Origin of the sequence: Sphingobium sp. (assembly GCF_033795625.1) — a bacterium.
Taxonomy (GTDB): domain Bacteria; phylum Pseudomonadota; class Alphaproteobacteria; order Sphingomonadales; family Sphingomonadaceae; genus Sphingobium.
On the sequence record NZ_JARYGI010000007.1, the window covers coordinates 75,671 to 97,561 of the forward strand.

The following is a 21,891-nucleotide window of genomic DNA, read 5'->3' on the forward strand; positions in this document are numbered from 1 at the left end:
CCGGAACTCACCCGATGCATCTCAAAGACCTCAAGAAGAACACGCCTGCTGAACTCGTCTCCATGGCCGAGGAATTGGGGGTCGAAGGCGCGTCGACGCTGCGCAAGCAGGATCTGATGTTCGCGATCCTGAAGGCCGAAGCCGAAAACGGCGCGCAGATCATGGGTGAAGGCACGATCGAGGTGCTGCCGGACGGGTTCGGTTTCCTGCGCTCTCCTCAAGCGAATTATCTTGCCGGCCCTGACGACATTTATGTGTCTCCCAATCAGGTTCGCAAATTCGGGCTGCGCACGGGCGATACCGTCGAGGGCGAAATCCGCGCACCGAAGGATGGCGAGCGTTATTTTGCACTGACGAAGCTCAGTTCCGTCAATTTCGACGATCCAGACGCGGTGCGCCATCGCGTGAACTTCGATAACCTGACGCCGCTATATCCCGAAGAGAAGCTGAACCTCGATACGCTCGATCCGACGGTCAAGGACAAGTCGGCCCGCGTCATCGATATCATCTCGCCGCAAGGCAAGGGCCAGCGCGCGTTGATCGTCGCGCCGCCCCGCGTCGGCAAGACCGTGCTGCTGCAGAACATCGCCAAGGCGATCACTGACAATCATCCGGAAGTCTTCCTGATCGTGCTGCTGATCGACGAGCGGCCCGAGGAAGTGACCGACATGCAGCGCAGCGTGAAGGGCGAAGTCGTTTCCTCGACGTTCGACGAACCGGCACAGCGCCATGTCCAGGTCGCTGAAATGGTCATCGAAAAGGCCAAGCGCCTGGTGGAGCACAAGAAGGACGTCGTTATCCTGCTCGACTCCATAACGCGTCTGGGCCGTGCGTATAACACGGTCGTTCCTTCCTCCGGCAAGGTGCTGACCGGCGGCGTCGATGCGAACGCCTTGCAGCGGCCCAAGCGCTTCTTTGGCGCCGCGCGTAACATCGAAGAGGGCGGTTCGCTCTCCATCATTGCAACGGCGCTTATCGATACCGGCAGCCGTATGGACGAAGTCATCTTCGAAGAGTTCAAGGGCACCGGAAACTCGGAAATCGTGCTGGATCGCAAGGTTGCGGACAAGCGCATCTTCCCGGCTCTGGATGTCGGCAAGTCCGGCACCCGCAAGGAAGAACTGCTGGTCGACAAGGCGAAGCTCAGCAAGATGTGGGTGCTGCGCCGCATCCTGATGCAGATGGGCACGATCGATGCCATGGAATTCCTGCTCGACAAGATGAAGGATTCGAAGACCAACGAGGATTTCTTCGACTCCATGAATCAGTAAGCCGGCAGCATGGTGTTGGAACAGGCGCTGTTGCATGTCCGCCCTGGCCAGGAACGCGCATTCGAGGACGCCATGCGGGAGGCGCGGCCGCTGATTGCCGCTTCGCCCGGTTTTCTGGGAATAGAGGTTCGTCCTGCCGTCGAACGTTCCGGCGTCTATCTTTTGCTGGTGCAGTGGGAATCCATAGCCGATCATCGGGATGGATTTCGGCAATCGGAACGCTATGAAGAGTGGCGACGTTTGCTGCATGGGTTCTATGAGCCGATGCCGGACGTGATTTATTTCGGAGATGCGCTTTGATCGACCTTCTGCTGATGGCCACTGCCGCGGCGCCTTCGATGGGCTCGCCTGCTGAAATTTGGGGCCACATCGTCAACGACTTCGCCAATATCGGCTCGCCCAGTGCGCTGGCGGCCTTTGGTCAGGTGTTGATGATCGACATCTTGCTGGCAGGCGACAACGCTATCGTCGTCGGCGCTCTGGCGGCCGGACTGCCGACCGAGCAGCGCAAGAAGGTCATCCTGATAGGCATAATCGCAGCATTGGTGCTGCGTATCGGCTTTGCCCTGGTGGTGAGCCAGCTGATGCAGATCGTGGGCCTGATCCTGGCCGGTGGACTGTTGCTGCTATGGGTGTCGTGGAAGATGTACCGCGAACTGCATCCCAAGCGCGGTGCCGATACGCCGCACGATTCGAGCGACGATGATGTTTCCGGCATTCGACCGGCCAAGAGCTTCGCCGCTGCTGCCTGGGCTGTTGCCGTGGCGGATGTCAGCATGAGCCTGGACAATGTACTGGCGGTGGCGGGCGCGGCTCGCGATCATCCTGGCATCCTTATCATTGGCCTTATCCTGTCCGTTGCGCTGATGGGCGTCGCGGCCAATATCATCGCCAAATATATCGAGCGGTTCCGCTGGATCGCTTATCTGGGTCTTGTGGTCATCGTCTATGTGGCTCTGAAGATGGTGTACGAGGGCTTCGTGGATCATCAGGTCGGCCTATTGACCCTGTTTTCCTGATGGTCAGGGTATAAGGACCGTCGATCCCACCGTTTGACGCGCCTCCAGCGCACGGTGGGCTTCGGCGGCATCGGCGAGAGCGAAACGCTGGTTGATGTCGGGCTTGACGATGCCGCTGGCAATTCGATCAAACAGGCTGGCGCCAAGCCGCCGATAATCTTCATCCTCCCGAATATAGTCGAACAAGGTGGGGCGCGTCACGAACAGCGAGCCGCCTTTACTGAGTTCCAGCGGGCTGAACGGTGGAACAGGTCCTGAGGCGTTGCCGAATGTAACCATCAGGCCGCGAGGCGCTAGCGAACCCAATGAGGCGGTCCAACTGGCAGCGCCTATGCCGTCGAACACTACGTTGACGCCTTTGCCGTCAGTCAGGTCCCGTACTGCGGGAGCAAGATCTGCGAAGTTGCCGTGCAAGCTGTGAGCGGCCCCTGACGCTTTCGCGCGCAATGCCTTTTCCGCAGAGCCGCTATGGGCAATCACGGTCACACCCTTGTCGGTGAGCCAGGGTACGAGAATTGCGCCTACGCCTCCTGCCGCGGCGTGTACCAGAGCAGCTTGGCCCTTTTGCATCTTCGCGCAATCGTCGGCGAGGAAAGCAGCAGTTAGTCCCTTCAACGTTACTGCAGCCGCGGTCTCGGTCGAAATGCCGTCGGGGAGCTTTAGCAGGCGATCCGCCGGCATTCTACGATGCGTGGCATAGGTGCCGGGGCTTGGCGACACATAAGTCACCCGGCCACCTACCATGAGGTTGGCAACGCCATCGCCGACTGCGGAGATGCGTCCTGCTGCCTCTGCACCCAAGCCAGTCGGCAGGGAAGCCATGTAGAGCCCGGTTCGAAAATATGTGTCGATGAAGTTGAGGCCGATCGCTTCATGCTCGACGAGCACCTCACCCGCACCCGGCGGGCCAGGGTCGAATGCCTCCCGCTCCAGGACCTCGGGGCCTCCGGTGCGGCGGGCCACTATACGCCAGCTATCCTTGCTCATAGGTGCTGCCCGAAAAAGTCGGCAGTACGGGAGTCTGCCAGCTGCGCAGCGGCTTCATCTCTCCGAGCACCCATCTCCGCTGCAAAGCCGTGGTCCTGGCCTTCATAATCGTAAAGGGTGACATGACGATTATTGGCCAAGCCCGCGTGCATGGCGGCCTGAGCGTCAGGGCCGACGAAGTGATCGGCTGTAGGGATATGGAGGAGGACCGGTTTTCCGATTGCGTGCTGTTCTGCAAGCAAGCCGTCGATACCCACGCCGTAGTAGCAGACGAACGCGTCGGCATCCGTCCTGCACGCCGCGATGAACGCCAGCCGTCCACCAAGGCAGTAGCCAACGCACCCCACCTTGCCGCCAGCGCCCAACTCAGCGCGGGCAGCCTTTATGGTGGCTTCGATGTCGCTTATGCTTTGGTCCTGATCGAACTTTTCCATGAGGCCCAGAGCTTCTTTTAGCTCTTCTTCGAGATCGGCATCCAGTTCGATGCCCGGCTTTATCCGCCAGAATAGGTCCGGCGCGTAAGCAAGATACCCGGCCTCTGCCCAGTCATCGCATTTGGCGCGAATACCTGGATTCACTCCGAATATTTCCTGGATCACGATAATCGCTGCCTTAGGAGCCCCTTGGGGGCGAGCTACATAGGCGCTGAACTGTGCATCGCCTTCAAAAGTGGTGACGGATACCATCTCGGTCATATGCATCTCCTAAGCCTTAGATTTATGCAGCTGTCTTAGGTCAAAGCAACAACGTAGTTCAACAGCTGCCGCGAATACCTAAACTGGCAATTACAGCGGTCTTACGGCATGATGGGTGATTGCCGCTATGGCATTGCTAATATGAGAGGCCCGTCATGCAAGTGAATGTGAATGTCGAGTGCACGCCTGAAGAGGCAAGGGCGTTTCTTGGCTTGCCTGATGTCAGTCCAATTCATGAGAAATATGTCAGCACAATGCTGGAGACGATGGATGGTACGGTAAATCTGGACCAGATGGAAAATCTGTTCAGAAGCTTTTCTCCTATGGGTGACGCGGGAATGCGATTGTTCAAGCAGATGATGGACCTTGGCCTTTCCGGGGCTGCAATGGGGACCAAGAAAGACGGCTGACCTCTCGTGGAGACCATCTTCGCCCTGTCCAGTGGACAACCGCCGTCGGCTATAGGCGTAATTCGGATCAGCGGGCCTGAGGCGGCCACCGTTTTAAGAGCATTGACGGGGCGATTGCCGTCACCACGCCGCGCGACCTTGGCCTCTATTCGAGATCCTTCGGACGGCGTAGTTCTGGATGAGGCTTTGACTATCTGGTTTCCGGGGCCACGCACGGCGACGGGTGAGGATTTGGCGGAGATCCACTGCCACGGGGGTCGTGCGGTAACGGCAGCAGTCCTTCGGGTTCTTGGTGCCCAGCGGGGATGTCGCTTGGCCGTAGCTGGAGAGTTTACCAGACGCGCGTTCGAGAATGGTCGCATTGACTTGAACGAGGCGGAGGGCCTCGCCGATCTGCTCTTTGCGGAAACAGAAACTCAGCGCCGGGCGGCCATGGCCATGGCCCAGGGCAAATTCTCGCAGCTCCTGGCTAAATGGGAAACAGAGCTGCTGAATCTGTCCGCACGCGTCGAGGCCGTTTTGGACTTTTCGGATGAGGATGATGTGGCGGCCGAAGCGGAGGAAAGCGCTTTCCTCGGAGATATAGCCGCATTGGGCGAAAGGGTGACGGCGGAACTGGAAAGACCTTCCGCGGAACGCCTGCGGAATGGCGTTAGGGTCGTGATTGCAGGGCCACCCAATGCCGGGAAATCGACCTTGCTCAACGCTTTAGTGGGACGAGAGGCTGCAATTGTTTCGAGCATTGCAGGAACGACGCGGGACCGTATCGAGGTTCCCGTTTCAATTGGAGGAACGGCGTTCCTGATCACGGATACAGCGGGGTTGCGCGATACGGAAGATGTCGTTGAAGCCACTGGCGTCACCAGAGCGCAAGAGGCCATCGAACATGCGGATGTGCTGATTTGGCTGGGGAGGCCTGGCGAAGCGCCGCGATTCGATGCGATCAACATTGTTCCGAAGGCAGATGTGGACGGCTGGGCGATGCGTCCGGGGGGACATTTAGGCGTTTCAGCCGTGACAGGGCAGGGCATGGATTTATTGGTTTCTACCCTGCTTGAGGTCGCTAATACGATGCTCCCGCGAGAGGGAGAATATGCGCTTCATGCTCGGCAACACGCCGCGCTTCGAAATCTGGCAGATGGTTTGCAGGAAGCCAGAGGCGAACGCGATCTGATTATCGTTGCGGAACACCTTAGGCGTGCTCGGCTAGTAATCGACAGGCTCACCGGGCGTAGCGGAACCGAGCACATGTTGGATGCTCTTTTTGGAACTTTCTGCATCGGGAAATAGGCAAACTGTTCCACGTGGAACGCCGTGCGTTTTTTTGACGTTTAAGTCGTTAGGGCTTAGATAGAGCCTTATGCCTTATTTGAATTTCGACGTTGCCGTGGTCGGAGGTGGCCATGCCGGTTGCGAAGCTGCTGCTGCTGCTGCGCGCAGGGGCGCGCGGGTAGCCCTCATTACTTTTGATAAATCAACTGTCGGCGCGATGTCCTGTAATCCGGCAATCGGCGGTTTAGGAAAAGGACATCTTGTACGCGAAGTTGATGCCTTAGATGGCTTGATAGGCCGGGCCGCCGACGCTGCGGCGATTCACTATCGCATGCTCAATTCTAGCAAAGGCGCCGCCGTTCATGGTCCACGCGTACAGGCAGATCGGACCTATTACAAAGCCGCTATCCAGCATGCCCTCACGGCGGAACCTGCGATCTCAGTGATCGAAGGCGAGGCCGCTTCTCTGAAGATTGAGAACGGGGAAGTGTGCGGAGTTGTACTCGGAGATGGCAATGTAATTGCTGCCGGAGCAGTCGTGCTTGCAACGGGCACCTTCCTGGGTGGAAAGATGTTTCGTGGTGAGGAGAGGCTGGTCGGGGGACGGATCGGCGAGCGAGCCGCTACTGTGATGGCGCAGCAACTTCGGGATCTTTGCTTACCAATGTCACGGCTCAAAACGGGCACGCCACCGCGATTGAATGGTCGGACGATCAACTGGTCGGTTCTACAGGAACAACCCTCTGATCATGAACATTGGACGATGTCTCCAATGTCCAAGGGCCGCCCGCTGCCGCAGATGCTATGCGCTATAACCCGGACCAAGAAGCAAACGCATGATATCATAAGGGCTTCGTTAGCTCGATCGCCGCTCTTCAGTGGCGCTATCGAAGGGCAGGGGCCGCGCTATTGTCCATCTATCGAGGATAAGATCTTCCGCTTCGGTGACCGCGACGGGCATCAGGTGTTCCTTGAACCTGAGGGCGTAGCTGATGCGCTGATCTATCCAAACGGGATTAGTACGTCGCTTCCAACAGACGTGCAGCTTGACATGGTGCGATCAATGGCCGGACTGGAGCGTGCTGAAATCGTAGTTCCCGGCTACGCCGTCGAATATGATCACATTGATCCGCGCGCTTTGGATGCCACCTTGGCGGTGCGCAGACTGCCGAATTTGTTTTTAGCAGGCCAGATAAACGGCACGACGGGGTATGAGGAAGCTGCCGCGCAAGGTTTGGTGGCCGGAGCTAATGCCGCAGCGTCAGCCTTAGGTATTGACACTTTAGTGCTGGATAGGGCCAGTAGCTACATAGGCGTGATGATCGACGATCTGGTGCTGCAAGGCGTTACGGAGCCCTACAGAATGCTAACAGCGCGGGCCGAGTATCGCCTTCATCTGCGCGCGGACAATGCGACGACGAGGCTTACGGACATCGGCATCACACATAACTTGATCGGTCCGCAACGAAGAGCCTGGTTCAAACGGCGCGAGGCCATCCGTAGCGAACTGATGCGCGACATGAGCCGCGAGGTTACTCCCAGTGTTATACGCGAAATGGGCGCAGCCATAAAAGCAGATGGCATTCGCCGGTCGCTTTTCGAATGGTCTCGATATCCAGAGATTGATGCCAACGTAATCAATAAACTTGCACCGGCTTGGAACCGGGCGGAATTGCCGCTGCGGAACGAAGCCATTGAGGATGCTCATTATGCTCCGTACCTGGAAAGGCAAGCAGCTGAGATACGAGACCTCAGGGATAATGAACGGCTGGAGATCCCGTCTGACTTCGATTATTCAGGCGTGAATGGGCTTTCGCTTGAAATGACGGAACGACTTTATGCTGCCCGACCTGAGACTTTAGCGGGGGCCGGCCGGATCCGAGGAATAACGCCTGCCGCTCTTTCGGCTATCATGGTACATCTCCGTCGTCACAAGCCCATAGCGGCATGACTGAGGACGAAGCCCAAGAGTGGATCAAGGGTCGGTGTGTTTCACGTGAAACTTTCGCGCGGCTCCAGGCCTATGTGAAGATCCTTTTGGCTGAGTCCGATCAACAGAACTTGATTGCGCAATCGACGAAGGAAAGCGTTTGGGCGCGACATATTGTGGACAGTGCTCAACTTCTCAACTTCTCACCTCCTCCTCCGGGCAGGGGAGGGCAGTGGATTGACCTCGGCTCGGGTGCAGGCCTTCCCGGAATAGTGATAGCGATTATGTCGAACTGGCATGTGGGCTTGGTCGAATCGAGGACCAGGCGAGCAGGATTTTTAGAGGCCACCGTCAGGGCGCTTGGCTTGGATAATGCTTGGGTTGCGGGCGGCCCCGTGGAGAAGCTCGAAATCACGTCTCCTGCCGATGTAATAAGTGCCAGAGCCTTCGCGCCCCTCGCGAAAATGTTCACTATTGCGCATCATCTCTCCGACACAAAAACTCTATGGGTGCTGCCGAAGGGCAGGAGCTGGCAAAGTGACGTGGACGACGCGTCTGAAATCTGGCATGGCAAGTTCCACGTGGAACAAAGCGTTACGGATTGCGATAGCGCCATTGTTGTTGCACGCGGCGTACGGAGGAAATCCCGGCAATGATGATAATTGCTATCGCCAATCAGAAGGGTGGGGTGGGTAAAACCACTACTGCCATCAACGTCGCCACTGCGCTCGCAGCGACTGGCCACCGTACCTTGCTTGTTGATCTTGACCCTCAAGGCAATGCGTCAACCGGTCTCGGGGTAACACAGGCCCAGCGCGAAAAATCCAGCTATGATGTTCTGATTGGCGATTGTTCGGCAGAGGATGCGGTAATTGGTACCAGGGTTCCGAAGCTGGATATCATGCCTGCCACGCAGGACCTTTCTGGCGCGGAAATTGAATTGATCGATTATGAACTGCGGACGCATCGGTTGGAGCAGGCCCTGTCGCAAGCGCCAGCCGGCAGGTGGGAAATTTGCCTGATAGACTGCCCACCGTCACTTGGTTTGCTGACAATTAACGCGATGGTCGCAGCGCAGGCCTTGCTCGTGCCAATGCAATGCGAGTTCTTCGCGCTGGAGGGGTTATCTCAGCTTTTACAGACGGTTGATCGCATCCGCAGCCGTTTCAACCCCGGGCTCTCGATCATGGGCGTTGCCTTGACTATGTATGATCGGCGTAATCGTCTCACGGATCAAGTTGCGGATGATGTGCGGGCTTGCTTGGGCGAGGTCGTTTTCAAGACGGTGATTCCCAGGAACGTTCGTCTTTCTGAGGCGCCGAGCCATGGCATGCCTGCATTGATCTATGATTATCGCTGTGCAGGATCGGAAGCTTACATGCAGCTAGCGAGGGAGTTGATCGCCCGATTGCCGCAGATAGAAGAGATAGCCGCATGAGCGGAGATGCAGAGACATCGGGTCCCAAGACCATCAAACCTGCGAAGCGCCCGCATGGACTCGGGCGCGGTCTTTCCGCCTTACTCGGCGAAGCGCAGGAAGAACCCGTTGCGAGTCCCCCGCGGAGTGGGTCGTCCATCCAGTCCATAGAAATATCAATGATCCACCCGCATCCTGAACAGCCGCGCCGGCAATTCGATGACGGTGCGCTCCAGGAACTGGCGGATAGCATCGGTAAACGCGGTGTAATTCAGCCGATCATCGTTCGACCGGATGGGTCGAACTACCAGATTGTGGCCGGCGAGCGGCGATGGCGCGCCGCGCAGCGCGCGCAACTGCATAGAATTCCGGCTATCGTCAGGGATTTCGACGAGGCGGAAACTTTAGAAATAGCGCTAATCGAAAACATCCAGCGTGAAGACCTTAATCCTATTGAAGAGGCAGAAGCCTATCGAAAGCTGATAGGTCACTTCGGTCATAGCCAGGAGGCTCTTGGCCGCCTGGTAGGCAAATCGCGAAGTCATATCGCTAATCTCATGCGCCTGCTCGACCTGCCCAAGGCCGTTCAAGGTGCTGTGATGGAGCAGCGTCTGACAATGGGGCATGCGCGCGCGCTAATCGGAGCTGACCAGTGTGAGTCCTTAGCGAGGACGATTGAGGAAAAGGGCCTATCCGTTAGAGAAACGGAAGCCTTGGTCAGGAAGTCCAAGAGCGGCGGTTCTGAAAAATCCTCCTCCACCAATGCCCGGAGTAAAGCAGGCGATAAAGATCCCGATATCGCTGCGCTCGAGCAACACCTGGCAGATATTCTGGGCCTGAAAGTAGAGATCAGCCACTCCGATCAGGGAGGTGGACTGCTAACTTTACGCTATTCCACTCTGGATCAGCTGGACATGCTTTGCCAGCGGCTATCGGGTGAGAAAATTTAGTGCACTGACGGATCACTTTGGTTCCAACCGCACGCCCGTCTTCTCGGCAGAGCAACAATTGAATTGATACACCGCTGCTGCCGGATCACCATTTACGTCCCATGGGGGGTCTTCACACGAGAAGAAGAACCCCCATGCCAGTCATCCGCGACAGCGAAGCTAATAATTTAGCGATCCGCTTTAGCGAATAGATTGCGCATCCAAATCAACGGCCATTTCTCTCGGCCAATAGCGCAGTTTGACGCATTCGGTGATGAAGCGCTTGATATCTTTGGCTTTAACTAGCGTCAGGAAACCTTCATCCAGTTCCTGCGGTATGCGCGCCTCCGAAAATAGCGCGAGAGCAGCCTGATTATATCCAATGAACTTGCAGTGCCCATAAGCATCGGACACAAAATCCTTGGCGGCGGCATCAGATGCGAGCAGAGCAGCACCCTCCGCTGATGGGAGAACTGCCACTGCATCGTAAAGAACGGATGGGCCTCCATCGATCTTCTGTTTTGCAGCGACGGCCGTACCATCGTCCAGAGTGACGCCGCCGATCTTCGGTGCGATCACTTCCCAAGCTGCGCCTCCCGCATCCAGCGCGCTGGTCAGCGCGCTGAACAGGTCTGCCGGAGATCCATCCGTGAGCAGCAGGCCCATTTTCCGTCCGCGGAAGTGCTTCGGACCGTTGGCGATGATGCTGAGCTTTGCCGATGTCGGAAGGTCAACCGCGGGACGCGCTGCCACTGCGGCTTCTGGGAGAGCCATGCCCAATCCGTCGGCAACTGTCGCAGCGAGATCGGCGTCGATGTTGCGCAGATGCGAGACCGCCCGAGCGCGTATGTCCACGCGCTCGACCTTGCTCAATTCGAAGACCAAGGCGTCCCCGATATGCTTCTGCTCGATCGGTAGCTGGCTGGCAAAGAACTGCCGCGCCTGACTATAATGATCGGAGAAGGTTTCCGATCGCACGCGCTGTTTAACGCCTTCTACCGGTGCGGGAAAGCTCGTGAAGCCTTTCTCAGGATTCTCGCGAGGTCCGGCGTCCGCGCCCCAGCTATTGGGCTCGTAATTCACGCGACCCTTGGGGTTGTGCATGGCCATGTGTCCGTCCTGCTGGAAATGCATGACTGGGCATCTTGGGGCGTTCACGGGTATGTGCGTGAAATTAGGACCACCGAGCCGCTTCAGCTGGGTATCGAGATAGGAAAAGTTACGGCCATGCAGAAGCGGGTCGTCGCTGAAGTCGATACCCGGCGGGACGTTTTGGGTGCAGTAGGCGACTTGTTCAGTGCTCGCGAAGAAGTTGTCGACATTGCGGTCGAGGACGAGACGCCCGACTATGCGAATCGGCACATCTTCTTCGGTGATCAGCTTCGTCGCGTCGAGATGGTCGAATGGCAATTTGGCGGCTGTGTCGTCATCGAACAACTGCACGCCGAGTTCCCATTCCGGGAAGTTGCCCGACTCGATGGCTTCCCAAAGATCGCGCCTGTGGAAGTCAGGATCAGCGCCGCTGATCTTCACTGCCTCGTTCCATAAGACCGACTGGAGCCCCTGTTTCGGTTTCCAGTGGAACTTGACGAACGTCGATTTGCCGCTGGCGTTGACCAGGCGGAAACTGTGGACACCGAAGCCCTCCATTGTGCGGTAGGACCGCGGGATCGCGCGGTCGGACATGGTCCACATGATCATGTGCCAGGCTTCAGGCGAAAGGCTTACGAAATCCCAGAAGTTGTCATGTGCAGTCTGGGCCTGCGGAAAGCCGCGGTCAGGCTCCTCCTTGGCGGAGTGAACGAGGTCGGGAAACTTGATGGCATCCTGGATGAAGAAGACCGGGATGTTGTTGCCAACCAGATCCCAATTTCCTTCCTTCGTGTAGAGCTTGACAGCAAAGCCGCGGACATCGCGCGCCAGATCCCTGGAACCCGCCCGACCGGCCACCGTGGAGAAGCGAACGAACACCTCGGTCTTTTGTCCGACGCTGCTCAGAACGTCGGCGCGCGTGTACTCGGCAAGCGAGTCCGTCAGCTCGAAATATCCGTGAGCGCCATAGCCACGGGCGTGGACGACGCGTTCGGGAATGCGTTCATGGTCGAAGTGGAAGATCTTCTCCCGCAGCTGAAAATCTTCGAGCAGGGTGGGACCGCGGGCGCCAGCCTTCAGGCTGTTTTGTCCGTCTGCAACAGGTATCCCCTGTTGACTGGTCATGGTCATTGCAGGGTCGGACGTAATCTGGTGCGTCTCACCGCCACTGCCCTGATGCTCGGCATATGTGGAAGGAACATCGGAATTTGGCGGAAGCTTCGGTGCCTTTGCCGCGCTCTCGCCTTTGACTTTGCCGCTACCGGCTTTGTTACTCTTGTTTCCCACGGTCGCTCCAATCCACGTTAAGCTGACCTAACGTGTGTGAACGGGGATTGGGTGCATCGACACGCAACGTGGATGAAATATCTCCGCGATTGCCAAAAAGTTGCATCCGTTCTTGAACAAGACATCCGCCATTCCCATAAACGATTGCACCATCCATGTGGATGGTAACAGGATGGAGAATGTGATGCCTGCGGACGTTTACGACTTCAAACCGAAAGCAGACAGCGAGAAGATCACGATCAACCTGGGATTCGTCGATCTCGGCCATATCGACTTGCTTGTCCGGGAAGGTTTCTACTCGAACCGGACCGACTTCATTCGGACTGCTATCCGCAACCAGCTTGAGCGGCATGGCGAGGCTGCCAGGAAATCGGTTTCCCGAAAGCAGCTTGAGCTCGGGATCAGCTCGTACACGCGTGCGCAGCTGGAAGAAGTCCGGACCGCAGGCGAGATGCTCGACATTCGAGTGCTGGGCCTTGCCACCATCGCCGCCGACGTCTCCCCGGAGCTTGCGCGGGCAACGATCCGCTCGCTGACGGTGCTTGGCGCTCTCCACGCCAGTCCTGCGGTAAAAGCCGCACTCGCAGATCGCATCGGCTGAGCCACTTACTCTCGCTAAGGATTTTCTCCCATGACCATCAGATCTCGCGCCGCCATGGCAGAACTGCTGCGGCTGACCCAATCCGGGCAACTTGCGAAGGCAACAGCGCGTATTCAGTTGGCTTTAAGTGGAATGGCGGCACCAGCCACATCGCCCTCTTCATCAGCCGCAGGAGACATCATCGACCTGAAGCCTGCTCGGATATCTTTGAACGCACGCGAGCAATCGCCTACGCCAGCAACAACAACGTCGCCAAAGGGCGCGCCGCCGGTCGATCACGCGAACAGGTTCGAAGAGCGCACCTATAAGGGGCCCGAGGGAAGCCTGGCGTATCATCTCTATGTGCCTGCGGATGCGGGCAACAATATGCCACTGGTGGTGATGCTCCATGGCTGCACCCAGTCTCCGGAAGATTTCGCGCGCGGGACCGGCATGAACCAGTTGGCTGACGAGATGGGATTCATAGTGGTCTATCCTCGCCAGAGCAGGTCCGCGAACGCCCAACAATGCTGGAACTGGTTCAGGCCCGGCGATCAGCAGCGCGATCGAGGCGAGCCGGCACTGATCGCCGGCGTGACCCGGCAGGTGATCGCGGAGCAAGGCGCCGATCCCGATCGGGTATACGTCGCCGGATTATCGGCGGGCGGAGCGGCTGCGGCGATCATGGGCCAAACCTATCCCGATATTTATGCGGCAATAGGCATTCATTCCGGGCTCGCCTGCGGATCAGCGCGCGATTTGCCGAGCGCTCTGATGGCGATGCGCAATGGCAGTAGTGGCACTTCTGCGGTTAAGGGGGCTCCCTTCGTACCGGTCATCACCTTCCACGGAGACCGTGACAGCACAGTGCACGAAGCCAACAGCCGCATTATCGTCGCGGCAGCGTCAACTGCATCGGGTAGGTCCCTGAAGACACGCCAAGAAACCGGCAAGAGTATCCAAGGCACCTACACGCGAGAGACGAGTGTGGACTCCGAAGGACGAATCATGCTGGAGCAATGGACTGTTCACGGCGCGGGGCATGCATGGTCGGGCGGTCACAGCACCGGCTCCTACACGGACCCGAGCGGGCCGGACGCATCACGTGAAATGCTGCGGTTTTTCTTTACCCACAAATTGGCGAGAGCAAAGAGCCGGGTAGGGTGAGTGCCAGCGCATCAAGCTTCCTCACTGCTTATTCTGGTCCGACGCTCATCGCGGAACTGCCACGTCCCGGCCCTCAAACGTGCATTAACTTAGATTGCTGATGTTGATTAGGAAAATTGAGTCTTTACAGGGCCTTGACGGCGGTATCCAGACGGCTCGCGTAGCCGGATAAGAGATTCATCCGCAGATTTCCTTCAACGACCGTGTGGCGACTCCTCTCGCCCGCGCGCCTCACAGAGTATTCAAAATGGCTTCCAAACCACGTGTATTTATCTCGACCGACATCGGCGGCGGCGATCATGACGATGACCAGTCAATGGTACATGCATTATTATATTCCGATGCGATGAAGATCGTCGGCATGTCCCAGACCGTTGCAGAGGCGAAGCCCGGAGGTCGGAAGTCCGATATTCTGGAAGTCATCAACGCCTATGCCAAGGATTACGGCAATCTGAAAACCTATGGAGACTATCCGACTGCGGATTATCTTCGGTCGGTCACACATCAGGGCGCCACTGTTGCAGCGCCCTCGGCGGGATATTCGAAGGCTACGGCAGGATCGAACGCCATCGTCGAGGCAGCCCGCGATGCAAGCCCGAAAGACCCGCTCTACGTCCTGACCTGGGGCGGTGAGACTGACATCGCCCAGGCTCTTCATGATGCTCCGGATATCGCTGACAGCGTTCGTTTGCTCAGCATCGGGAAGCAGGACAGCGATGCGACGCGCTATCTGGAGCAGAACTGGAAGGGGAAAGTCTGGTGGGTGCAGGATCTGGAGACGTTCCGGGGCATGTACACCGACGACGGCAAGAACCGGCCCTATGATGGATCGGACGACTGGGTGGCCAAGAACGCCAAGGGCCATGGTGCACTGGGCGACTATTTCGATAAGATGAGCCACGGCTTATACCAGCAGGGCATCTCTCCCACCATGGAAGGCTACGGCATCAAGATGGGCGACAGCCCTACGGTGCTGTACATGCTGGACATGATCATGCGCGATCGCAGCAGCCCGACGCAGGAAGGCTGGGGCGGCGAGTTCGTCAAGAAGGGCGATAACTACTGGACGGACAACAGCAGCAGCTCGCTCCGGATAGGTTCCTGGGATGGAGCCAAGACGGTGGCCGAGGATCGCTCGGCCTATATGAAGGACTTCGCGGCGCGTCTGGATCGTGCGGATCATGCTTCGGGGCAAGCGGCACAGCCCGGTAGCGGGGCTTCTCCCGCGCCTGCACCGGGACAGTCTGCAAAGCCGATATCCGGGCTGAACGGCACGTCGGGCAACGATACTCTGACGGGCAGTTCCGCTGCCAACAGCATGAACGGCGGTGCGGGCTCCGACAAGATCAGCGGTCTTGGCGGTGCCGATGTCCTAACCGGAGGCAGCGGCAATGACCGCTTCATCTATCGGGCCGTCAGCGACAGCACGCCGGGCGCAATGGACAGCATTACCGACTTCGTGCGCAATCGCGACAAGATCGACCTGTCGCAGATCGACGCTCGGGAAGGTACCAGTGCGAATGACACCTTCCGCTTCATAGGGACAAAGGGCTTCTCGGACACTGCCGGGGAACTGCGATATGCAGCGCGTGGCAATGGAGTGCTGGTTCAGGGTGATACCGATGGGGACGGGCGAGCGGACTTCCAGCTGATGCTTGAAGACCGCGGCAGCACCCTCAACTCGGCAGACTTCATCCAGTAAGGCCAAGCGGGCCGGGGCGGTCATCGCCGGCGCGGCCCTTCTTCTGCACAGACACCCTCGCCGCCGATGCGGCGTGGGTGTCAGCGCGCATCCAAAGATTTTGCTATCTGCCTGTAGTGGCATGAGGACCTGATTTGACTGCTCCCGCAACCGCGGCAACCGCCAGGAAGCTGATCGACATCGCACCGCTGCGCCGCCCGGCCCGTACTGCGGCGGTCGCCAGCCTTGCGATCAGTCTCCTGACGCTGATCATGCCGCTCTACTTCACGCAGATCTACGATCGCGTGCTGCCATCCCGAAGCGGCGCCACGCTGATCGCGATCACGGCCATGGTGCTTGTTGCCATCGCCCTGAACGCGGCGATCGATCTGCTGCGCAATCTGATATTCACGCGCGCCAGCGCGACCATCTATGCCTCTTTGGAAGCGCCGGTTTTTGCGGCGCAGCGGCAGGCGGCGCTCGCCGGCGGATCGCGCCGCCGGGCACGGGCGCTGGACGATCTGGAACAGGTCCGCGCGTTTCTGGCCAGTCCAACGCCCGGCGCAATGGTCGACCTGATCTTCATGCCGATCTTGTTGATTGCATTGTTCCTGATCAGTCCCGTGCTCGGGGGCGCCACTGTCATACTCATCCTTTTGCTGCTGCTTCTTGCCCTCTTGAACCGGAGTGCAATGGCCCGAGTGACTGCGGAATCCGTCAGTTCCTTCCGCCAAGCGACCGATCTCGCCGAAGCGCATTTGCGCGCCGTCGAACCGGCAGTCGCGATGGGCTTTGCCGGGCGGCTCGAGCGGAGCAGTGCGGAGATGCTGCGCCATTCGATCCGCACGCAGATGGATGCCGCGGCTCGTACCGGGGGCCTGTCCTCCATCATGAAAGGCGCGCGCCAGGGCAGTCAGACGCTCATCGTCGGGCTGGCGGCATGGCTGGCGCTTTCCGATGCCATCAGTCCCGGAGCGATATTTGCAGTGTCGATTTTGTTCGGCCGTGCAATGACGCCGATCGATCAGCTGATCGGTTCATGGAAAACCCTGTTTCAGGCGCGTGACGCATGGCAGCGACTGGAGCAGATGCTCGCGCACATGCCGGCGACCGCCAAGCGCATGGCTCTGCCTGCGCCACGCGGCGAGATTGCCTTTCAGGACGTGATCGCCGCTGCGCCGGGTGACGGCGCGCATATATTGCGCGGGGTCAGCTTTGCGCTTCGGCCAGGCGAAATGATGGGGATCATAGGCGCATCCGGTTCGGGAAAGTCGAGCCTGGCGCGCGTTCTGCTCGGGCTTTGGCCTGTCAGGCATGGCGAAGTGCGCTTCGACGGAGCCGAGCTGTCGCAATATGATCCCGACGTGCTGGGCCAGCATGTCGGCTACCTGCCGCAGACGGTCGAGCTGATCCCCGGCACGATCGCCCAGAACATATGCCGCTTCGGCGCCGAAGATGGGGAGGGCGTAATCGCGGCAGCGCGCAGCGCTGGAGTGCATGATCTCATCATCTCGCTACCGCAGGGATATAATACGGTGATCGGCAGCCCCGGCTTTGCGTTGTCCGGCGGACAACGACAGCGGGTCGGGCTGGCGCGCGCACTATATGGCTCGCCCTCTATCGTCCTATTCGACGAGCCGGAAACGGCGCTGGACCATGACGGGGAGCGCGCGCTCGCTGCGACGATGGAGGCGTTGCGCCAGCGCGGCGCCACCATCGTCCTCATCGCCCATCAATCCAGCCTGGTGATGAATACCGACAAACTGCTGGTCCTTCAGAACGGAACCGTCCGTCAGTTCGGCGCCACCGCCGACATCATTCCCCGGATCAATAAGCCGGCCGACAGCGCCGAACATATATCCCCCAAAGCCAGAACAGCCCGATGACCCTCTCACCTGCCATATCTTCGCAGCATGTCCTTGCGGACGATCTCATTGCCGCCTCGAATAGTCTAACTCGCCAGTTGAAGGTGGGAACAGGCGTAGCGCTCGCCGTGCTGATGGCGCTGGCCTCCTGTGTGCCGATCACCAGTGGCATCGTTCAAAGCGGGCAGATCATGGCGGAGGGCCGCCGAAAGGTCGTGGAGCATCCCGTGGGCGGAGCCGTCGAGGAACTCCGGATCGCCGATGGCGCAAGGGTGCGCAAAGGACAGGTGCTGCTGCGCCTGGAGGCCGGCGACGCACGGTTGAACGTGCAGGTGCTGGAGGCACAGGCTCTTTCGCTGCGCGCGGAGCAGGCGGCGCGGCAGGCCGAGCTGATGAACGCGGCCGAAGTGACTTTCCCCGCCGATCTTCTTGCGCGGCAAAGCGAAGCGGCCGTGGCCGGAGCCATGAAGGCCCAGCGCGTCGCCTTTCACGCCCGGCGGGCGATGCTTGCCGGGCAGTATGCGCAATCGGAGAAGCGGTTGGTTCAGTTGGACAGCGGCAGGACCGGCACGCGCGCGCAGGCTGCCGCCTACCAGACCCAGATCCGGTTGCTGGACGACGAGATCGTCGGCATGCGGCAACTCTATGCGCGCGGCTTCGCAAGCAAGAGCCGGTTGAACACGCTGGAGCGCGCGGCGGCGGAATATCGCGGCCAACTGGCGGCGCTGAATGCCGAGGGCAGCAAGCTGGTGGCTCAGAAGGCGGAAACCCGCATCCAGAGCGGACAGGCGCGGCAAGAGGCGGAAACCGCTGCAGCCGATGCGCTGCGCTCGATCCAGCGCGACCTGACGGAAGTCATGGAGAAGCTCTCTTCGGCCAAACGGACGCTGTCCCAGACGCTGGTTCGTGCGCCGACTTCCGGCACCGTCGTCGGTCTCCACAAGACCGCAGGCGAATATATCCAATCAGGAGAACCCTTGCTGGAGATCCTGCCCTCAGACGATCGCCTCGTACTGCGCGCGCAAGTGCTTCCCACGCATGCGGATGACGTGCGGATCGGCCAGCCCGCTTTCGTGCGGTTCGATGCCGCTGGAGGACGCGGCACCGCGACGCTGAAAGGTCATGTCCAGGCCATGTCGGCGGACGCACTGACCGATCCACGCAGCGGCGCGACTTACTTCGAAGCGACTATCGCCATTCCGAAAAGCGAAGCAGCAAAGGTGCCGAGTAGATTGCTCAAGGCCGGGATGCCAGCCGAGGTTCTGATGCGGGCTGGCGAGAGAACGGCGCTCGCGTATATACTGGCCCCGCTAACGCGCGCTGTGTTTCACATGATGCGCGACGTGTAACGGTGGCAATGCAATTCAGCGCGACGTGATCGCACCCCAGATCTGCCGCGCCGCCCGGCCGTCCACGATGTAGAAGGCGAGCGCGACGCACGCGATGCCGACGATGGCAAGCGACATCAGCACGAGGCCGCGCGCGGTGTACAATGTGTTCGTGGCTCGCGGCGCGAGGACTGCATGGGCCATGGGGTACTCCCTTGGGAATGCTGGACAGTGGACTCAAGCAACAGGCTTGCGGAGCATTCCCCGGAGTTACAGGATCATGGTTAACAAATAGTTACCCGGCCACCGCTGGCACACGTTAAGTACCACGTTCAGCACGGTTTTTTTGCGCTGTGCGTCATCCCATGGTTGGGATGACGAACGCGTTGCTGCCGTCGGCGCTGCCATCGGGCCAGCGCTGCGTGATGGTCTTGACCTTGGTCCAGAACTTCACGCCTTCCATGCCGTGCTGGTTGGTGTCGCCAAATGCCGAACGCTTCCATCCGCCAAATGTATGATAGGCGACAGGGACCGGGATCGGTATGTTGATACCGACCATGCCGACATCGACGCGCGCAGCAAATTCGCGGGCCGCGTGACCGTTGCGTGTGAAGATCGCTACGCCGTTTCCATATTGATGCTGGCTGGGCAGCGCGAGCGCCTCCTCGAACGTCTCGGCGCGCACGATCTGAAGCACTGGCCCGAAGATCTCTTCCTTATAGGATTCCATCGTCGGCTTGACGTGATCGAACAATGTCGGACCGACGAAGAAGCCCTCTTCGTGCCCCTGCAGCGTAAAGCCGCGGCCATCGATCACCAGTTCCGCGCCTTCCTCGACGCCCTTGCTGATCCATGCTTCGACCTTTGCCTTGTGGGCTGCGGTAACGACCGGACCATAATGTGCTTCATTGTCGGTCGAGATGCCAACCCGCAGAGCGTTGATCGCAGGGATCAGCTTCTCGCGCAGGGCGATGGCTGTCTTCTCGCCTACGGGCGTTACGACAGGAAGCGCCATGCAGCGCTCGCCCGCCGATCCGAATGCCGCGCCGGAAAGGTCGTTCACGACCTGATCCAGATCCGCATCCGGCAGGACGATGCCGTGGTTCTTTGCCCCACCCATGGCTTGCACGCGCTTGCCCGCGTCGACGCCGCGCTTGTAGACGTAATGCGCGATGTCGGAGGAGCCGACGAAGCTGACTGCCTTGATATCGGGATGATCGAGGATGGCGTCGACCATTTCCTTGTCCCCCTGCAGCACCTGCAGGATTCCGTCCGGCAGCCCGGCCTCGCTGAACAGTTCCGCAAAACGCACCGGCACCGAGGGAGCGCGTTCCGATGGCTTCAGGAGGAAGGCATTGCCCGTAGCGATTGCCACGCCAGACATCCACAGCGGTATCATGCCGGGGAAGTTGAAGGGCGTGATGCCAGCGCCGATGCCCAGCGGCTGGCGGAACGAATAGACATCGATGCCGGGTCCGGCGCCCTGCGTATATTCGCCCTTCAGCACATGCGGGATACCGCAGCAGAATTCGATGACTTCCAGGCCACGCTGAATGTCGCCTTTGGCGTCAGCGATGACCTTGCCGTGTTCGGAGGAAAGCAGATGCGCAAGCTCGTTCAAGTTCTTCTCGACCAAGGCCTTGAAATTGAACATGACGCGGGCGCGGCGTTGTGGATTAACGGCCGCCCATGCGGGCTGAGCCTGCTTCGCGACTGCGACCGCTGCGTCCAGCACTGCCCGATCACCAAGATTGACGCGTGCCTGAACGCCACCATTGTTCGGGTCGAACACGTCAGTGAAGCGCGCTGCACCGGTCGCGGGTGACAGCACAACATTGGGAGCCAGCTTATGAGTGATCTCGCGCATTATTATCGTCCTCTTCGACAAACCTCTTGCATCACCCCCTGCGCAATCGCGTAATTGCATGCAATGGGGCAGTTCCGCAGAATATCCCTGCAGTTATGCAGTTATCCTGGCATTCTCCCTGTACATTATCACAACGACGTCCGGTTTGTCTTGGCTGCCTATCCGGAGTATCGACCGCGGTCGTGCAGGGCCGAGGGTATCGTTTATGACTGAGAATGGCAGCGTTCAAAGATCCTTCGCCGTGCAGGATGTTCAATTCGGGAACGACAAGCCGTTCGTGTTCATCTCCGGCCCTTGCCAAATCGAGAGTCGCAACCATGCGCTGATGGTGGCATCGACATTGAAGAAACAGTGCGATGTTTTAGGCATCTCGCTGATCTTCAAGTCTTCCTACGATAAAGCGAATCGCACCTCGCTGACCGCGGCGAGGGGCATCGGCATTGACGAAGGGCTGCGTATCCTTGCGGATGTCCGGGATGCTCTTGGCTGCCCGGTGCTGACGGATGTCCACGATGCCCAGCAATGCGCTGCGGCAGGAGAAGTGGTCGATATCATCCAGATACCGGCATTTCTTTGCCGCCAGACGGACCTTCTGCTGGCCGCAGGCAGCACCGGCGCGGCCATCAACGTGAAGAAGGGGCAGTTCCTGGCACCTTGGGACATGGCGAACGTTGCCGCGAAGATCGCGTCGACCGGCAATGACAAGATCCTGCTATGCGACCGCGGCACGTCATTTGGTTACAACACCCTCGTCAGTGATTTCCGGGGGCTGCCGATAATGGCCGAGACGGGATATCCGATCGTATTCGATGCCACTCATTCGGTGCAGGAGCCGGGCGGACGTGGCGGTTCATCGGGCGGCAAGCGTGCTTTCGCACCGGCTCTTGCTCGTGCAGCCGTGGCGGTAGGCGTGGCGGCGGTTTTTGCCGAGGCGCACGAAGACCCGGACAATGCGCCATCCGACGGCCCCAACATGCTGCCGCTCGACTGGATTCCCAATTTGCTTGGCGACCTCCAGGCGATCGACGCCATCGCTAAGGCACGGCGACATTCCGCGAGCTACTGACGCACGTTCCTGGCGACCCGATGTGAGT

General features: G+C 59.2%; 20 protein-coding genes. 15 read left to right on the top strand and 5 right to left on the bottom strand.

Annotation, left to right across the window (positions count from 1 at the left end; genetic code table 11):
• Positions 1–14 precede the first annotated feature (14 nt).
• From rho to QHC67_RS05360, 3 genes are read left to right on the top strand one after another with little or no spacing between them, the layout of a single operon-like run.
• On the top strand, positions 15–1,271 hold the full coding sequence (gene rho, locus QHC67_RS05350; protein ID WP_319292053.1) for a transcription termination factor Rho: 1,257 nt from the start codon (positions 15–17) through the stop codon (positions 1,269–1,271).
• Positions 1,272–1,280: 9 nt separating this feature from the next.
• Positions 1,281–1,571, top strand: coding sequence for an antibiotic biosynthesis monooxygenase (locus QHC67_RS05355; RefSeq protein ID WP_319292057.1), 291 nt, complete (start codon positions 1,281–1,283; stop codon positions 1,569–1,571).
• Positions 1,572–1,585: 14 nt separating this feature from the next.
• A complete protein-coding gene (locus QHC67_RS05360) occupies positions 1,586–2,290 on the top strand; it encodes a YjbE family putative metal transport protein (RefSeq protein WP_413818495.1) in 705 nt (234 codons plus the stop codon).
• 3 nt (positions 2,291–2,293) lie between these two features.
• On the opposite strand, the gene QHC67_RS05365 is transcribed toward QHC67_RS05360, so the two are convergent.
• Both QHC67_RS05365 and QHC67_RS05370 read right to left on the bottom strand, forming a co-directional pair.
• The gene (locus tag QHC67_RS05365; protein ID WP_319292063.1) at positions 2,294–3,277 is read right to left on the bottom strand and encodes a quinone oxidoreductase; all 984 of its coding nucleotides are present in this window, start codon (positions 3,275–3,277) and stop codon (positions 2,294–2,296) included.
• On the bottom strand, positions 3,274–3,972 hold the full coding sequence (locus QHC67_RS05370; protein ID WP_319292065.1) for a dienelactone hydrolase family protein: 699 nt from the start codon (positions 3,970–3,972) through the stop codon (positions 3,274–3,276). Before QHC67_RS05370 ends, QHC67_RS05365 begins: the two co-directional genes overlap by 4 nt.
• A 155-nt stretch (positions 3,973–4,127) precedes the next feature.
• Between QHC67_RS05370 and QHC67_RS05375 the strand changes: the two genes are divergently transcribed.
• From QHC67_RS05375 to QHC67_RS05400, 6 genes are all read left to right on the top strand, one after another.
• Positions 4,128–4,382, top strand: coding sequence for a DUF6489 family protein (locus QHC67_RS05375; protein ID WP_319292068.1), 255 nt, complete (start codon positions 4,128–4,130; stop codon positions 4,380–4,382).
• Between the two features lie 6 nt (positions 4,383–4,388).
• On the top strand, positions 4,389–5,672 hold the full coding sequence (gene mnmE, locus QHC67_RS05380) for a tRNA uridine-5-carboxymethylaminomethyl(34) synthesis GTPase MnmE (protein WP_319292071.1): 1,284 nt from the start codon (positions 4,389–4,391) through the stop codon (positions 5,670–5,672).
• 70 nt (positions 5,673–5,742) lie between these two features.
• Positions 5,743–7,605 (top strand): tRNA uridine-5-carboxymethylaminomethyl(34) synthesis enzyme MnmG, encoded by a 1,863-nt coding sequence (gene mnmG / locus QHC67_RS05385; protein ID WP_319292074.1) that lies wholly within the window; start codon positions 5,743–5,745, stop codon positions 7,603–7,605.
• Complete coding sequence (rsmG, locus tag QHC67_RS05390) at positions 7,602–8,240, top strand: 16S rRNA (guanine(527)-N(7))-methyltransferase RsmG (RefSeq protein WP_319292077.1); 639 nt, start codon at positions 7,602–7,604, stop codon at positions 8,238–8,240. Before mnmG ends, rsmG begins: the two co-directional genes overlap by 4 nt.
• Positions 8,237–9,022, top strand: coding sequence for a ParA family protein (locus QHC67_RS05395; RefSeq protein ID WP_319292080.1), 786 nt, complete (start codon positions 8,237–8,239; stop codon positions 9,020–9,022). The genes rsmG and QHC67_RS05395 overlap by 4 nt, the downstream gene beginning before the upstream one ends.
• Positions 9,019–9,951, top strand: a complete 933-nt coding sequence (locus QHC67_RS05400) for a ParB/RepB/Spo0J family partition protein (RefSeq protein ID WP_319292083.1) — start codon at positions 9,019–9,021, stop codon at positions 9,949–9,951. Before QHC67_RS05395 ends, QHC67_RS05400 begins: the two co-directional genes overlap by 4 nt.
• Positions 9,952–10,131: 180 nt before the next feature.
• On the opposite strand, the gene QHC67_RS05405 is transcribed toward QHC67_RS05400, so the two are convergent.
• On the bottom strand, positions 10,132–12,309 hold the full coding sequence (locus QHC67_RS05405) for a catalase (RefSeq protein ID WP_319292086.1): 2,178 nt from the start codon (positions 12,307–12,309) through the stop codon (positions 10,132–10,134).
• A gap of 184 nt (positions 12,310–12,493) precedes the next feature.
• On the opposite strand from QHC67_RS05405, the gene QHC67_RS05410 reads away from it, so the two are divergent.
• The 5 genes from QHC67_RS05410 (at position 12,494) to QHC67_RS05430 (ending at position 18,951) form a co-directional block, all read left to right on the top strand.
• Entirely contained in the window at positions 12,494–12,910 is a 417-nt protein-coding gene (locus QHC67_RS05410; protein WP_319292089.1) for a hypothetical protein, read from the top strand.
• Positions 12,911–12,940: 30 nt separating this feature from the next.
• Positions 12,941–14,056 (top strand): PHB depolymerase family esterase, encoded by a 1,116-nt coding sequence (locus tag QHC67_RS05415; RefSeq protein ID WP_319292092.1) that lies wholly within the window; start codon positions 12,941–12,943, stop codon positions 14,054–14,056.
• Positions 14,057–14,303: 247 nt separating this feature from the next.
• Positions 14,304–15,758, top strand: a complete 1,455-nt coding sequence (locus tag QHC67_RS05420) for a nucleoside hydrolase-like domain-containing protein (RefSeq protein ID WP_319292095.1) — start codon at positions 14,304–14,306, stop codon at positions 15,756–15,758.
• A gap of 134 nt (positions 15,759–15,892) precedes the next feature.
• Entirely contained in the window at positions 15,893–17,623 is a 1,731-nt protein-coding gene (locus QHC67_RS05425; protein WP_319292097.1) for a type I secretion system permease/ATPase, read from the top strand.
• A complete protein-coding gene (locus QHC67_RS05430) occupies positions 17,620–18,951 on the top strand; it encodes an HlyD family type I secretion periplasmic adaptor subunit (RefSeq protein ID WP_319292100.1) in 1,332 nt (443 codons plus the stop codon). Before QHC67_RS05425 ends, QHC67_RS05430 begins: the two co-directional genes overlap by 4 nt.
• A 15-nt stretch (positions 18,952–18,966) precedes the next feature.
• Here QHC67_RS05430 and QHC67_RS05435 read toward each other — a convergent pair whose 3' ends face one another.
• Together QHC67_RS05435 and QHC67_RS05440 are read right to left on the bottom strand one after the other, a co-directional pair.
• Positions 18,967–19,134: a hypothetical protein gene (locus tag QHC67_RS05435; protein ID WP_319292103.1), complete on the bottom strand. Its 168-nt coding sequence runs from the start codon at positions 19,132–19,134 to the stop codon at positions 18,967–18,969.
• Between the two features lie 154 nt (positions 19,135–19,288).
• Positions 19,289–20,797 (bottom strand): CoA-acylating methylmalonate-semialdehyde dehydrogenase, encoded by a 1,509-nt coding sequence (locus tag QHC67_RS05440; protein ID WP_319292106.1) that lies wholly within the window; start codon positions 20,795–20,797, stop codon positions 19,289–19,291.
• Positions 20,798–21,002: 205 nt separating this feature from the next.
• Between QHC67_RS05440 and kdsA the strand changes: the two genes are divergently transcribed.
• On the top strand, positions 21,003–21,863 hold the full coding sequence (gene kdsA / locus QHC67_RS05445) for a 3-deoxy-8-phosphooctulonate synthase (RefSeq protein ID WP_319292109.1): 861 nt from the start codon (positions 21,003–21,005) through the stop codon (positions 21,861–21,863).
• The last annotated feature ends 28 nt before the right edge of the window (positions 21,864–21,891 follow it).